At 66.0% G+C, this 13487-nt stretch carries 14 protein-coding genes and 1 tRNA gene; 2 read left to right on the top strand and 13 right to left on the bottom strand.

Annotation, left to right across the window (positions count from 1 at the left end; all coding sequences use genetic code 11):
• Positions 1-941 precede the first annotated feature (941 nt).
• The 13 genes from ACW18C_RS13990 to ACW18C_RS14050 all read right to left on the bottom strand — a co-directional run bounded on the left by ACW18C_RS13990 (position 942) and on the right by ACW18C_RS14050 (position 10933).
• Positions 942-1018: transfer RNA gene (locus tag ACW18C_RS13990), tRNA-Arg, on the bottom strand.
• A gap of 218 nt (positions 1019-1236) precedes the next feature.
• Positions 1237-1707, bottom strand: coding sequence for a hypothetical protein (locus ACW18C_RS13995; RefSeq protein WP_008262327.1), 471 nt, complete (start codon positions 1705-1707; stop codon positions 1237-1239).
• A complete protein-coding gene (locus tag ACW18C_RS14000) occupies positions 1704-2297 on the bottom strand; it encodes a response regulator (RefSeq protein ID WP_292150761.1) in 594 nt (197 codons plus the stop codon). Before ACW18C_RS14000 ends, ACW18C_RS13995 begins: the two co-directional genes overlap by 4 nt.
• 4 nt (positions 2298-2301) lie before the next feature.
• A complete protein-coding gene (locus tag ACW18C_RS14005; protein ID WP_008258631.1) occupies positions 2302-2643 on the bottom strand; it encodes a DUF8776 family protein in 342 nt (113 codons plus the stop codon).
• A complete protein-coding gene (locus tag ACW18C_RS14010; protein ID WP_008263088.1) occupies positions 2643-3188 on the bottom strand; it encodes a chemotaxis protein CheD in 546 nt (181 codons plus the stop codon). Before ACW18C_RS14010 ends, ACW18C_RS14005 begins: the two co-directional genes overlap by 1 nt.
• Positions 3185-3574 (bottom strand): response regulator, encoded by a 390-nt coding sequence (locus ACW18C_RS14015; RefSeq protein ID WP_008262387.1) that lies wholly within the window; start codon positions 3572-3574, stop codon positions 3185-3187. Before ACW18C_RS14015 ends, ACW18C_RS14010 begins: the two co-directional genes overlap by 4 nt.
• 17 nt (positions 3575-3591) lie before the next feature.
• Positions 3592-4632 (bottom strand): protein-glutamate methylesterase/protein-glutamine glutaminase, encoded by a 1041-nt coding sequence (locus ACW18C_RS14020; RefSeq protein WP_035310620.1) that lies wholly within the window; start codon positions 4630-4632, stop codon positions 3592-3594.
• Positions 4632-5492, bottom strand: coding sequence for a CheR family methyltransferase (locus ACW18C_RS14025; protein ID WP_008261553.1), 861 nt, complete (start codon positions 5490-5492; stop codon positions 4632-4634). Before ACW18C_RS14025 ends, ACW18C_RS14020 begins: the two co-directional genes overlap by 1 nt.
• Positions 5489-5944, bottom strand: a complete 456-nt coding sequence (locus ACW18C_RS14030; protein ID WP_008262141.1) for a chemotaxis protein CheW — start codon at positions 5942-5944, stop codon at positions 5489-5491. Before ACW18C_RS14030 ends, ACW18C_RS14025 begins: the two co-directional genes overlap by 4 nt.
• 3 nt (positions 5945-5947) lie before the next feature.
• Positions 5948-8227, bottom strand: coding sequence for a chemotaxis protein CheA (locus ACW18C_RS14035; protein ID WP_492071550.1), 2280 nt, complete (start codon positions 8225-8227; stop codon positions 5948-5950).
• A gap of 27 nt (positions 8228-8254) precedes the next feature.
• On the bottom strand, positions 8255-8620 hold the full coding sequence (locus tag ACW18C_RS14040) for a response regulator (RefSeq protein WP_008263015.1): 366 nt from the start codon (positions 8618-8620) through the stop codon (positions 8255-8257).
• A complete protein-coding gene (locus ACW18C_RS14045; RefSeq protein ID WP_008261250.1) occupies positions 8617-8919 on the bottom strand; it encodes an STAS domain-containing protein in 303 nt (100 codons plus the stop codon). Before ACW18C_RS14045 ends, ACW18C_RS14040 begins: the two co-directional genes overlap by 4 nt.
• A 73-nt stretch (positions 8920-8992) precedes the next feature.
• The gene (locus ACW18C_RS14050; RefSeq protein WP_492074034.1) at positions 8993-10933 is read right to left on the bottom strand and encodes a methyl-accepting chemotaxis protein; all 1941 of its coding nucleotides are present in this window, start codon (positions 10931-10933) and stop codon (positions 8993-8995) included.
• A gap of 581 nt (positions 10934-11514) precedes the next feature.
• Here ACW18C_RS14050 and ACW18C_RS14055 point away from each other — a divergent pair.
• Together ACW18C_RS14055 and fixJ are read left to right on the top strand one after the other, a co-directional pair.
• A complete protein-coding gene (locus ACW18C_RS14055; RefSeq protein WP_492071553.1) occupies positions 11515-12849 on the top strand; it encodes a two-component system sensor histidine kinase NtrB in 1335 nt (444 codons plus the stop codon).
• Complete coding sequence (gene fixJ / locus ACW18C_RS14060; RefSeq protein WP_444585078.1) at positions 12846-13457, top strand: response regulator FixJ; 612 nt, start codon at positions 12846-12848, stop codon at positions 13455-13457. The genes ACW18C_RS14055 and fixJ overlap by 4 nt, the downstream gene beginning before the upstream one ends.
• Positions 13458-13487: the final 30 nt, after the last annotated feature.

The raw sequence follows: 13487 nt of genomic DNA on the forward strand, positions 1-13487 counted from the left end.
GCCACACCTAGGTCTGGCCGGGTCGAAGAGATCAGATGGGTATCCGGTGCCTACCTCACTATGGTTCGCTCGGCCGGAAGCGCGGGTCCGCTGTGGAAACCGCCAGCTTCCCATCGACCGGCCAGACGTGCCGCGCATCCGCAGCCGGGTGACCTCCCGCCGACGTTATTCAAATGCAGACATTCCGAACCGCCGCAATGAGTCAAAGTCGGACCTTGCCAACTTCCGGGCTGCGTAAGCGACATGCGCCGTCTGTCGGCTTGGATCTCGACGCCGTGAGAAGTTTCTACTCTGGTTCGCGCTCTTCCTTAGGGCGGTCCGGATCCGGAATGTACCGGATTAAACGATCACTCAGAAAGAAGAGCATCAGGCCCACTCCCAGGCCTATAAGGATCTGGTGATCCATAAACCGTATCCCCATCACGGGAAGAATCGCGATCATGATGAACGTGACGCCAGCGTAGCCTAGATTTCTGGCCCACATCACGAGCCAGATTGATTGTTGGTAGGGTGTCAAAGACATTCGCAGCATCTCCCATGGTTGGCGATTCGACAGCCGTCGGAACGTCAGAGCAACGTATGCATACCTCGCTCAGATACCATCGTGTCGTGTTACTTGGAACAGACGCTTAGGCTGCGACCACCAGGGGTGAGGTCGGCGGGCCTCAGCGGCGTGAGGCTGGGCGCGCCGAGAGAAAAACAGCCGTACGTACAGCACGGGTTAGGCGCGGCGGAGTAACACAACGGTCTGGATGGGCTGGTGCTCTTAGAGAGGTTCAGCCCACCTACCGCAGGACGCCAACTTAAGCCTGTCCAGCCCTTCCCAAGAGACATCTCTCTGATATCTCGATGATATTTTCCAGAAAAAGCCTGTCCAGAGCCGTTTTAGGACAGCTTTAGCTTGGATTCAGGACAGCCTTAACTTGGCTCAACAAAAAACATGGCGACCCCGGGAGGACTCCAACCTCCGACCTCGGCTTTAGGAAAGCCTTGCTCTATGCGGCTGAGCTACGGGGCCACGCGGGATGACCTAGCGGTTCGTCGGGCGGGGGGAAAGATGGGGCGGGGGTCGATGTGCGATTTCGGTTCTGGACCGGGACCTTGCCGCAACGATCCGGTTGTGGTTAATAGATCTTAAGATACAATATCTTGCGGTGAACAAATCGCGAATCGAAGCCTGTGTCCGATTCGGTCCTGATTCGTTTCGCCCCTGTTCCGGATTCGCGAAGGGCGGCGTTAACCGGGGTGGACGGCCTGTTCGGCCACGGCGCGCAGACCCGCCAGCATCTGATCGACGGCCTCGCCGCCCTGGCAGTCGTTCGCCAGGATCAGGCTCAGGGCGCGGGCGTGGACCTGAACCTCGGGCCAGGACCAGGCGTCGGCGGCGGCCATCCGATGGGCGGCGTCGCACAGGCTGTAGGCCGCCGCATAGAAGGGCGGAATCTCCATGAAGCCGGACATGTCGACCAAGGCCGACGCCAGGGCGTAGACCTCGCCGTCGGCGCCGGCCGGGCGGTCGGCGCACAGGCGGTTCAGGGCGTCGACCTTGTCCTGAAGCACAAGCAAGGTCCGGCCGCGCTGTTCCCCCAGCCCCTCTTCGGCGCGCGCGACGGCGTCCGCAATGGGCACGCCGCCTGGGCGCGCCATCTGGCGCTGAAGCGACGTCTGGACATTTCGGAGACGGGGCGGGGTCGCATCTGCGGTCACAGGGCCACCTTCATCGGCTTCAACAGCATGTCGATATCGTCCTGATCCATATTGGCCTCGACGGCCTCGCCCAGTTCACCCGACAGGTCGGTCTGGCGGCGGCCTTCCTCTCCGGGCGGGGGACCATAGTTGCGCACGCGGCGATCGGGTCCAACGTAGTTTTCGACTTCGACGAACTGGCGCGTTTCGCCGCCCAGCCAGATGATCCGCTTCAGCAGGACCGCCGGAGTCAGGGGTTTGGCGACGATGAAGCTGGCGCCGCAGTCGCGCCCCTTGGCGACCAGGGCGCGGGCGGCGTGGCCCAGGATCATGATGACGGGCGTGAAACGGATCGGCTCGGACGCCTCTCGCCTGAGCCAGCGGACGAAATCATAGCCGTCCATCTCGGGCATGGCGCAGTCGATCAGGATCAGGTCGACGGACCGGCGCTGCACCAACTCGACCGCATCCTTGGCCGAGGGACACTTCAGCTGTTCGCGAACTCCGAACCCCTGAACGATCGAACTCAGAAGATCGAGCGAGGTCGGCTGATCATCGACGAGCAGAACCGTCGAATGCGCCAGATTGATCTTGTCCGGCGTCTTGGGCACGGCGTCAGAACAGCATGAGGTCGCCCGAATCGGCAGCCTCGGTCGTCTTGACGCCGGCGGCGGGGCGCAGGCGCACCGCCATGTCGGCCAGGGAGATCCGGCTCACGGATTCCGCCGGTGTCGCGCCGTCGCCCAGCATTCTCAGCACGCCGGACAGGGCTTCCAGCCTCTGGGTCAGGGCGTCCAGGGCCTGGGCCTCGGTCAGGGCCTCCGCCCGATCCTCTGCCGGCGCGCGCCGCACCAGACGGCTGACCAGGGCCTCGACGTGATCGATCCCCTCGCGCACACGCATCAGCTCGTCGGCGACGGCGACCAGGAGGTGGGCGTGTTCGGGAGGGGCGTGCATCAGAAGAGCTCCAGGGCGCCCGTATCGACGGGGGGCCGAACGACGGGGACGGGCTTGGGCGCGACGGTGTCGGTGACGGCGCGCTGCATGGCCTTGCCGGTCACCGGCCAGTAGTGCAGGCGGCGTCCGCCGTCCCCGCGCAGGCTGCCGCCCACCACGGGAATGCCTTCGTCACGCAGGAATTTCTCGGCGAAGTCGGCGTTCGAGCGGCCGACGTCCCGCAGACTGTCGAACATGCGGCCGCCGCCGAACAGCTTGGCCTCCAGCCGCTCGCGGCGTCCGCCGGCCTTCAGCAAGTCGTTGATCAGAAGCTCCATCGCATAGGCGCCGTAGCGACGCCCCGCGTCAGTTCCCGCGCCGGATCCCTCGGGCAGCAGGAAGTGGTTCATCCCGCCGATCCCGGCGACCGGATCGCGCAGGCACATGGCCACGCAGGAGCCCAGAATGGTGCTGAGGACCACGTCCGGGTCGGACGTGATATGATGCTCGCCCTGGCCGACGTGCAGTCGTTTTTCCTTGTTGTCCTTGAGGGCCGAGAAACTCATGTCAGCGGACCGAAGACGGCTTCCAGCTTGCCCTTCAGTTGGGCCACCGTGAAGGGTTTGACCAGATAGTTGTTGACGCCGAACTGCACCGCCCGCTGCACCAGTTCGCGGTCGGCGCGGCCGGTCAGCATGATGAAGGCGGTCTTGGACGTCGGCGGGTGGGCGCGCACGGCGCGCAGCAGGCCCAGTCCGTCCAGGTTCGGCATGTTGTAGTCGGAGATGATCAGGTGCGCGGGCTTGGAAATGATGTCGCGCAGGGCGATTTCACCGTCGGCGGCTTCGCGGATCTCGCGCACGCCCAGTTGTTGCAGGCTGGTGCGAACCAGCGAGCGCATCGTCATCTGATCATCGACGACCAGGCAGTGGAGAGAGGCGGCGGCGGGCATGATGGCGCTCCCGGGGGTCAGGCGATCGACCGTGCGCCCGAGTCGGCGCACAGTTCTAGAATAGCGGGGGACAGGCGGTGGAGCGGCAGCTGCCGTTCCACGGCGCCCAGTTCGAAGGCGGCTTTCGGCATGCCGTAGACGACCGAGGTCGATTCGTCCTGGCCCAGGGTGCGGCCGCCGGCGTCGCGAATGGCCTTCAGGCCCTTGGCGCCGTCCTTGCCCATGCCGGTCAGGATCACGCCGGTCATCGGCCGCTTCAGCCGGACCAGGGACTCGAACATGACGTCGACCGACGGACGGTGGCCGTTGACCGGGTCGCTCTGCACCAGATGGCAGCGGGGGGTCATGCCGGGCGTCAGCTCCAGATGAGCCGCGCCGCCGGGCGCCAGATAGATGTGGCCGGCCTTAAGTTGCGCGCCTTCATAGGCTTCGGTCACGGTCGGGGCGCAGACGCGGTCCAGACGGGCGGCGAAGCTGGCGGTGAAGGTCGCCGGCATGTGCTGGGTGATGATGGTCGCCGGGCAGTTGGCCGGGAAGCCGCTCAGAACGGTCAGAAGGGCTTCGACCCCGCCGGTCGAGGAGCCGATGGCCAGGATATGGCTGGCGGCCGGGCGATAGGCGCTGGGCGCCGCCGCCGAGGCCGGCATGTCGGCGCGGGCGCGGACGCGCGAACGCGCCGCCGTCTTCACCTTCTCGATCAGGTCGTGGAAGGCGTCGACGCTGGCCACGGCCGGTTTGGCCACCGCGTCCACCGCGCCGATTTCCAGCGCCGCCAGGGTCACGTCCGTGCCCGCCGCGGTCAGGGTCGAGACCATGACCACCGGCATGGGCCGCAGCCGCATGATCTTCTCGAGGAACTCCAGCCCGTTCATGTTGGGCATCTCGACATCCAGGGTCAGGACGTCGGGATTGAGCTCCTTGATGGCGGCGCGGGCCTCGATCGGATCGGCGGCCGTGCCGACGACCTCGATTTCGGGATCCGACTTCAGGGCGGCCGAGATCAGGCCGCGCATCGTCAGGCTGTCGTCCACCACGAGGACTTTGATCTTGGCGCTCATCATGCGGCTCCCAGGCGGTAGGTGGTCAGGCCCGCGGTCTGCAGCAGGCTGGCGGCCGGCCCAGCCACGCGTTCGGAATGGCCGATATAGAGGGTGGCGCCGGGGTTCATCAGGGGGACGAAGCGGCTCCACACCCGCTCCTGGGTGGGATCGTCGAAATAGATCACCACGTTGCGACAGAAGATGACGTCGAACTTGCCCTTCATCGGCCAGTCGCCGATCAGGTTCAGTTCCTTGAACGACACCAGGCGTTTCAGCTGCGGCCCGGCGGTCCAGGCGCCACGATCGGCGCGGTTGAAATACTTGCGCCACAGGGTGACCGGCGCCGGTTCCAGCGCCTCTTCGGAATAGGTCCCGTCGTGGCCCTGAGCGACCATGTTGGGGTCGATGTCGGTGGCCAGGATGCGCACGTCCAGGTCCGCCGCCTCGGGCAGGACCGACAGCACCGTCAGGGCCATCGAATAGGGCTCCTGCCCGTTCGAACAGGCCGCCGACCACAGCCGCACCCGGCCGCCGGCGCGGGCGCGCTCGACCAGTTTCGGCAGGACCCGGTCGCGCAGGTCGTCGAAATGGTGGGGCTCGCGATAGAAGCGGGTGACATTGGTCGTCAGGGCGGCCGTCATCTTCTGCCGCTCGTCGACCCCGTCCACGCCCTCGACCAGGGCGCAGTAGTCGCGGAAACTCGACAAACCCAGGGTCCGCAGCCGTTTGGCCAGGCGCGAATAGACCAGAGCCGCCTTGCCCTCGTTCAGGGCGATGCCCGCGTGGGCATGAAGCATTTCGGCGATCTGACGGAAATCCTCGGCGGTGAAGACGAATTCGCCCTCGACGATGGATCCCCGTCCTGGGGCGGGATTCATGCGGCTTCAGCCTCGATATGGGGCAGGATGTGGTCCAGTTCGATCAGGCTGATCATGCGCCCGTCGATCGAGAATATCCCCTTGACGAAGGTCTTGACCTGGTCGCTGGCGACGTCGGGCGTCGGCTGGACCGAGGCCTCGTTCATCTCCAGGATGTCCGACACGGCGTCCACCAGCAGCCCCACCATCCGGCCGCCGATATGGGCGACCATGATGACGTGACGGGCCGTCGGCTCGGACGTCTCCAGACCGAAGCGCGCGCCCAGGTCGATGATCGGCAGGACGGTGCCGCGCAGGTTGATGACGCCCTTCATATAGCCGGGCGAGCGCGGCAGCGGCGTCGCCGGGGTCCAGCCGCGGATTTCACGCACCGACATGATGTCGACGCAGAATTCCTGGCGGCCGATGCGGAAGGCGATGAGTTCGCGTTGGGAGTCGTTGGCTTCGGTCATGGCTCAGCTCGCAAGCTTGAAATCGGGGCGGGAAGATCGGCGGCGCATGTCTGTGACCAGGACGTCCACGTCGAGGATCAGGGCCACGCGACCGTCGCCCAGGATGGTGGCGGCGGCGATGCCCTCCACCTGCTGGTAGTTGGTCTCGAGGCTCTTGATCACGACCTGGCGCTGGCCCTGGATGGCGTCGAACAGCAGGGCCGCCTGTTGGCCGCCCTCGGTCTCGACGACCACGGCGACGCCTTCGGACGGGACCACCGGGGTGTCGCGGAAGCCCATGGTCATCGCCACATCGATCAGGGGCAGGAAGCGGTCGCGGAAGCGGATCACCGGATCGACCCCGCCGACATAATGCAGGTCGCCTTCTTGCGGCGTCAGGCTTTCGACGATGGCGGGCAGCGGGGCGATCAGGATCTGGTCGGCGGCGGACACGACCATGCCGTCCAGCACCGCCAGGGTCAGCGGCAGGCTGAGGGTGAAGGTCGACCCCTTGCCCGGAACCGAACTGATCGAGATGCGGCCGCCCAGGGCCTGGATCGAGCGCTTGACCACGTCCATGCCCACGCCGCGGCCCGAGATGTCGGACACCACGGCGGCGGTCGAAAAGCCGGGCAGGAAGATCAGATTGTCGATCTGCTCGTCGGTCAGGGCGGCGTCAGGTGCGACCAGCCCCTTGTCGATGGCGATCTTCTTGACCCGTTCGCGATTGATGCCGCGCCCGTCGTCGGAGATTTCGATGACGATGCGGCCGGACCGGTGCAGGGCGGCCAGGCGAACCGTGCCCTCGGCCGTCTTGCCGGCGGCGATCCGCTCGTCGGGCGTCTCCAGGCCGTGGTCGATGGCGTTGCGCAGCATGTGGGTGATGGGCTCGGCCAGGCGTTCGACCACGGTCTTGTCGACCTCGGTGTCCTCGCCGGCGGTGACCAGACGAACCTGTTTGGAGACCATGTCGGCGACTTCGCGGACCAGGCGCGGCATGCGCTGGAACACCGACTTCACCGGCTGGGCGCGAATGGCCATGACGCTGTCCTGGATCTCGCGCGTCAGAAGCTCGAGGTCTTCCAGGCCCAGGGCGATGCCGGACGAGCGGGCCAGGCCGCTTTCCAGCACGCGTTGTGACAGCATGGCCTGCTGGATGACCAGTTCGCCGACCACATTGATCAGGCGATCGACCCGGTCCAGATCGACGCGGATGGTGACAGGGGCCGGCGCGACGGGCGCCGCGACCTGGGCGGGCGGAATCGGCGCGGCCGGCGCCGGGGCGGCGGCGACCGGAGCGGGAGCGGGAGCCGGAGCGGCCGGAGCGGCCGGAGCGGGAACCGGGGCCGGGGCGACGGCTTCGAGGGCTGGGGCGGGTGCGACAGCGTCGGGGGTCGGTTGTTCGGCGGCGGGCGCGTCGCCTGCGGCCTTGGCCAGAAGGGCCGCGATATCCAGTTCGTCGCTGGCGGGCAGCACCGCCGGCGGCTCTTCCTCGAAGACGAGGACCGGTTCCGATCCGCCGCCCAGGGGCGAGATCGTCAGGTCGCAGTCGGCCTCGACGAAGTCGAACACCTCGCGCACGACCTTCTCTTCGATCGCCGCGGTCAGATCGATGGTCCAGGTCAGATAGCCGTCCTCGGCGACCAGCACGTCCAGCGTCGGCAGCGCGCTGTCGTCCACCGACACTGTGATCGGTCCCAGGCGGCCCAGTTCGCGCAGCAACAGGCCGGCTTCGTTGGCGCTGCCGTACATGCGGCCATGGGGCTTGAACAGGATGCGCCAGCCCGTCTGGGCCTCGGCTGCGGCGGCTTCAGGCTCGCCGAGGGACGGCAGGGGTTCGTCCAGCGGGACGTCGAAGGCCATCGGCACGAAGCCGAAGTCGTCTTCGTCCTCCTCGACCACCGGCGGCGCCTCGCCGCCGTGGGTCAGCAGTTCCAGTTCGTGAACCAGACCGGCCGAACGCTCCTCATCGACCGGCGGGGCCAGGCCTTGCGCGGCCTGGATATGATCGGCCAGCACGTCGGAGGCGCGCAGCAGGGTCTTGATCGTCACCGTGTCGCACGGCTTGCGACCGGCGCGCAGCTCGTCCATCAGCGTTTCGAAGACGTGGGCGAAACGGACCAGAGCCTCCAGACCAAACGCCCCCGCCCCACCCTTCACCGAGTGAACGGCGCGAAAGACGGCGTTGATGGTTTCAAGGTCGGTCTGACCCTGTTCCAGCAGCATCAGCTTCGATTCCAGTTCCGCGAGCAGTTCGTCGCATTCCTGGAAGAAGGTGGCTTTGATGGCTTCGAAGGCGTCCATGGCTTGCGGCCGATCGATCTGTGAGGGTTAGGCCGCGACGCGGCGGACGGCGTCGACCAGCTTGACGGGATCGAACGGCTTGACGATCCAGCCGGTGGCGCCGGCGGCGCGGGCGCGGGCCTTTTTCTCGGCGTCGCTCTCGGTCGTCAGCACCAGGCACGGGGTGGTCCGGTGGTTCGGATCGGCGCGCATGCCTTCGATGAAGCCGAAGCCGTCCATGCGGGGCATGTTGATGTCGGTGATGACCACGTCCGCGCCTTGCGCGGCCAGGGTCTCCAGACCATCAATGCCGTCGACGGCCTGGATCACGGTGTAACCCGCGTCCTCCAGGGCCATCAGCAGCATGTCGCGCATGGTGCGGGAATCATCGACGGTCAGGACTGTCTTTTTCACGCGAGAGCTCCTTCAAGGGGATCTTGGGCAAGGGGGTCGGGGACATTGGTTTCGGACGCGCCGAAGGCGGTCCACTGTTCGGAAAAACCTTGGGATTGAGGCGTGATCGTCAGATCGACGCCGTCGGCGGCCCAGGTCTTGCGGGCCGACAACAACACCTGCAGGCAGAGACCGCCCAGACGCTCGACGTTCGAGGCGTCCAACGTGACCGGCTGACCCCGTCGCGCCAGCAGCTCCGCCTTCAAAGGCTCGGCCGCATTCATATCCAGCACCGTCGCCAGCACGATGGCGTCCGTCATGAGAAGTTCCCTTCGTCTGCCCCAAGACCATGCATGGCACAGCTTTGGTAAATAGCCTTTGAAGACGGAATCATCAGAACTCCTCCCAACCTTCCGGATCGGCCTCGACCTTGGGCGCGGCGCCGCCGCGGCCGACGGTCTTCAGGGCCTGGATCATGCGATTGACGGGCTTGGGCGCGGCCTGAGGCGCAGGGGCGGGGCGAGCGGGCGCCGGGCTGCGCCGGGCGGCGGCGGCATGACCCTCTGAACCCTGCCCGACCTTGAACTGGGCCACGGACGTCTGCAGGGCTTCCGCCTCCTGGGCCAGCGAATGGCTGGCGGCGGTCGACTGCTCGACCATGGCGGCGTTTTGCTGGGTGACCTGGTCCATCTGGTTGACGGCGGTATTGACCTCGGCCAGGCCGACGGCCTGTTCCTGGGCCGAGGCCGCGATCTCCGACACCAGGCCGTCGATCTCGGCGACCCGGTCCACGATCCGTTGCAGGGCCTCGCCGGTCTGACCGACCAGTTTGACGCCCGAGCCCACTTGGGTGGTCGAGGCGGAAATCAGGGTCTTGATCTCCTTCGCCGCCTCGGCCGAACGCTGGGCCAGGGCGCGGACTTCCGACGCCACCACCGCAAAGCCGCGACCGGCCTCGCCCGCGCGGGCCGCCTCGACCCCGGCGTTCAGGGCCAGAAGATTGGTCTGGAAGGCGATTTCGTCGATGACGCCGATGATCTGGTTGATCTGGGATGACGAACCCTCGATCGCCTGCATGGCCGAAACCGCGTCGCGGACGATGACGCCCGAGGTTTCCGCGTCGCCCTTGGCGGCCTGAACCACGTCAGAGGCCTGACGCGCGCCCGAGGCGGTCTTGTTCACCGTGGCGGTGATCTCGTCCAGAGCGGCGGCGGTTTCCTCCAGAGAGGCCGCCTGCTGTTCGGTGCGGCGCGACAGGTCGTCGGCGGCCTGCGAGATCTCGCCGGCTCCCGAGCGGATGCCCGCCACATTGCTGAGCACCACGCTCATGGCCTGCTGCAGCTGGGCGATGGCGGTGTTGAAGTCGGTCTTCAGCTTCTCGGCGCGCGGGGCGACCTCTGCGGTGAACCGGTGGGTCAGATCGCCGTTCGACATGGCGGCCAGACCGTCGGCCAGGGCCGTCAGGGCGACATGATCCTCTTCGGCGATGCGCGCCTTCTCGGCTTCATTGGCCAGACGCTCGGTCTCGCTCATCGAGCGGGTCGAGGCGGCCTCGGCCTCGATGCGGGTCTTTTCGACGGCGGCGTCGCGGAAGGCGACGATCGCCTGGCCCATCTTGCCGAACTCGTCCTTGCGGTCGGCGCCGACGATCTGGATCGAGGTGTCGCCCGCCATCAGCTTCTGCATATAGCCGATCATGCTCATCGTCGGCCGCACGATGGCGCGGGTCACGCCGAAACCGACGGCCAGGGACAGCAGCAGAACGGAGACCAGACCGATCATCACCGCCATCATGGCGTTCTTGGTCGCCGTCTCCTGCGTGTCGCGCGCGACCACCAGCGCCGCGTCGTTGGCGGCCTTCAGCTCATCGACCGCCTCTTCCGCCGGCGCGATATAGGTGTCCGCGACGCCTTGGCGTCCGACCATGTTCTCGGCTTCCTCCAGGCGGCCTTCGCGCACCAGGACCTTTCCGACCTGGACGACGTTCTTGTACCATTCGGCGTTGGCTTGGGTCGCCCGGTCTATCGGCGCCGTGCGATCCGCAGGCAGGCCGGCGCGCTCTTCTTCCAGGGCGGCGATGAATTTGGCGCGGTGGGCGTCAAGTCGCTCAATGTAGTAGGGATCTTGCGACAGCAGGTAGCCTCGATAGGCGTTTTCCTGCCTGGCCAGATAGAATTCCGCCCGGGCCGTGGCCTGCGCCATGGCGTTTTCAGTGCTGCGGGCCTCGCCCGCGCTCTGGAGGGCCAAAAGATTCGCCACGACGACGGCGCCCATGACGGCGATGGCGACCAGCACCAGCGCAAACGCGCTGAACAGCTTGCGCCCAACCGGCATGTTTTCAGTAAACTTCACGCGTACTCTCCTCGGTATCGCAAAAAATCAGATCGAATCCGCAGAGACGGCGAACCCGTCCGAGTGGAGTCTCCCAAGGTCGCATCCCGATCCGCCTGCAGCCGCCGCGACCGCCGGACATCCGCCGACCTGCGCTTGGCGCGGATCGGTCAAACGCCTGGACGTCGACAGGCTTTGGAGAAGGATTTCGGGGAACATCAACGACCTCGGAGCATCTGCATTCTGCCCGGGAACCATGAGATGATGATTAATATGATTTCTGAACCGCACCCTAGGTAGGAATGCGTAAGCGTGGCGGCCCACTCCGCGCCGACGGGAATTTTCGCCCATCAGGCGAACCTGATCGCAAAAATTAATTATGCGTGCTTTTCCCTAACTTCAGGAATGATATAGAGATTGGGTCAAAAAAGCGGCAGGGACGTGACGACAATGGTTTCGCAGATGCGAAATATCGCATGATGCAAGCACGACCGGCGGCTTCTACTAGACCTGCTCTGCCCCGGCTTATGGTTCGATTTGCCCGGACGTATTGGGGCGGCTTTTTGCTTGCCGCCGGGTGCGTATTGGTTGGATCGGCTTTCCGCCTGACTATCCAGACTGTCGGCCACGTCCACTATCTGCCCATGCTGGCGGCGGTGATGGCGACCGCCCTGGTGGCTCAGCGCCCGGCGACCTTCACGGCGATCGTCCTGTCCGTCATCGCCGACATGCTGATCCTGCCTCGACAGGGGATTGCGAACGCCGTCGTCCACGCCGCCCTGTTCGTCGCCGTGGCCCTCGTGATGGCGGAGGTCTGTCACCGGTTGGCCAGCCGCAGCGCCCTGTTGGACAGCATACTGGCCTCCGTTCCGGTCGTGACCTTGAATGGCGAGGGCCGCATTTTGCGAATCACCCCGGCCGCCGCCGATCTGCTCGGCGTCACGCCTGATGAGGCCCTCTCCCGCCCCTTCAGCACCTTTGCCGCCGATTTCGACACGACCGCGTTCGCCGCCGTGATGGACGGCGCCCCGCTGTCCCTTCCGGCGACCGGATCATGGCTGGCGCGGCGGCCGGACGGAGAGATCGTCCCCATGACGATCCACGCCAGCCTTCTTTCCCCCAGCGTGGATCCCGAGCGGATGGTGCTGTCCCTCGGCGACCAGCGGCAAACCACGGCCGCCAATGAGCGCATGCGCGACCTGATGAACCAGCTCAGCAAGAGCTGGCGGCTGAACTCCATAGGCGAAATGGCGGCGACCCTGGCGCACGAACTGAACCAGCCTCTGACGGCCGCCACCGTCTATCTGCACGCAGGCCAGACCGACATCGCCCGGGCGGGGCCGCTGGGCGACAGCGCCGGCCGCGCCCTGGATCTGGCCAAGACCCAGCTCATTCGGGCCGGCGACATCATTCGCCGCATGCGCGAATTCGTCTCGACCGGCGCCCGCGAACTCACGGACCAGCGCGTCTCCTCGATGATCGAAGACCTGCGCCCCCTCTTCGACCTGATCCGCATGGACACAGGGGTGGTGATTCGCGTCGATGTGCGCGACGTCGGCGATCATGTGCTGGCGGATCGCATCCAGTTCCAGCAAGCGATCAACAATCTGGTCCGCAACGCCGTCGACGCCGTCGCGGGGCGCGAACTCGGCCTGGTGCGCATCACCGGCCGCAGTCTTGGAAACCAAGGTTACGAGATCATCGTAGAAGACGATGGTCCTGGAATTCCGGAGGACCAGATGGACCGGATCTTCCAGCCGATGACCACGACCAAGGCGAGCGGAATGGGCCTGGGCCTGTCCGTCACCCGCTCAATCATCGAGAGCCATGACTCCGTCCTGACCGTCGGCCGCAGTCCGCTGGGCGGCGCGGCCTTCTCCTTCTGTCTTTCTCCCGTCTTGGAGCTCGAAGCCGCATGACTCAACACTCCGTCTTCGTGATCGACGACGATCAGGCCTTGCGGGATTCGCTATTGATGCTCCTGAGGGGCGAGGGCATTCGCGCCCGCGGCTTCCCCAGCGCCACCGCCTTCCTGGACGCCCTGCCCGAAGAAAAGACGGCCTGCGTCATCACCGATCTGCGCATGCCGCAGATGGAAGGCGCCGAGTTGATCCGTCATCTGTCTCGATTGCGCGGCGAGACCTGGCCCGTGATCGTCATCACCGGTCACGCCGAGGTGCCTCTGGCGGTTCAGCTGATGAAGGCGGGCGTCGTCGACTTCATCGAAAAACCCTTCGACCCGAACCGTATTCTCGAGGCCGTGCGCGGCTGTCTGTCCGCCTTGGAGCGCCAGGAGGTCGAGAGCGAGGCGCGCGAGGAGGCGACGTCCCGCCTGGCCAGTCTGACGCCGCGCGAACGTCAGGTGTTCGAGGCCCTGATCGACGGCAAGTCGAACAAGGAAATCGCCATCAGCCTCAGCATCAGCCCCCGAACCGTCGAGATCTTCCGCGCCAAGGTGATGCAGAAGATGCAGGCCACCAGCCTGTCCATGCTGGTGCGGATGGGGCTCCGCTGCGCCGAAGTCTGAAAAGGCCCTTGAGCCGCACGGCGATCATCG

It is taken from the genome of Brevundimonas sp. FV1ye7S, assembly GCF_058680995.1.

Coding starts and splice junctions, on each gene's coding strand:
- ACW18C_RS14005 (WP_008258631.1), bottom strand. CDS start 2,643: ATGCACGCCCCTCCCGAACACGCCCACCTCCTGGTCGCCGTCGCCGAC.
- ACW18C_RS14010 (WP_008263088.1), bottom strand. CDS start 3,188: ATGAGTTTCTCGGCCCTCAAGGACAACAAGGAAAAACGACTGCACGTC.
- ACW18C_RS14015 (WP_008262387.1), bottom strand. CDS start 3,574: ATGCCCGCCGCCGCCTCTCTCCACTGCCTGGTCGTCGATGATCAGATG.
- ACW18C_RS14020 (WP_035310620.1), bottom strand. CDS start 4,632: ATGAGCGCCAAGATCAAAGTCCTCGTGGTGGACGACAGCCTGACGATG.
- ACW18C_RS14025 (WP_008261553.1), bottom strand. CDS start 5,492: ATGAATCCCGCCCCAGGACGGGGATCCATCGTCGAGGGCGAATTCGTC.
- ACW18C_RS14030 (WP_008262141.1), bottom strand. CDS start 5,944: ATGACCGAAGCCAACGACTCCCAACGCGAACTCATCGCCTTCCGCATC.
- ACW18C_RS14035 (WP_492071550.1), bottom strand. CDS start 8,227: ATGGACGCCTTCGAAGCCATCAAAGCCACCTTCTTCCAGGAATGCGAC.
- ACW18C_RS14045 (WP_008261250.1), bottom strand. CDS start 8,919: ATGACGGACGCCATCGTGCTGGCGACGGTGCTGGATATGAATGCGGCC.
- ACW18C_RS14050 (WP_492074034.1), bottom strand. CDS start 10,933: ATGCCGGTTGGGCGCAAGCTGTTCAGCGCGTTTGCGCTGGTGCTGGTC.
- fixJ (WP_444585078.1), top strand. CDS start 12,846: ATGACTCAACACTCCGTCTTCGTGATCGACGACGATCAGGCCTTGCGG.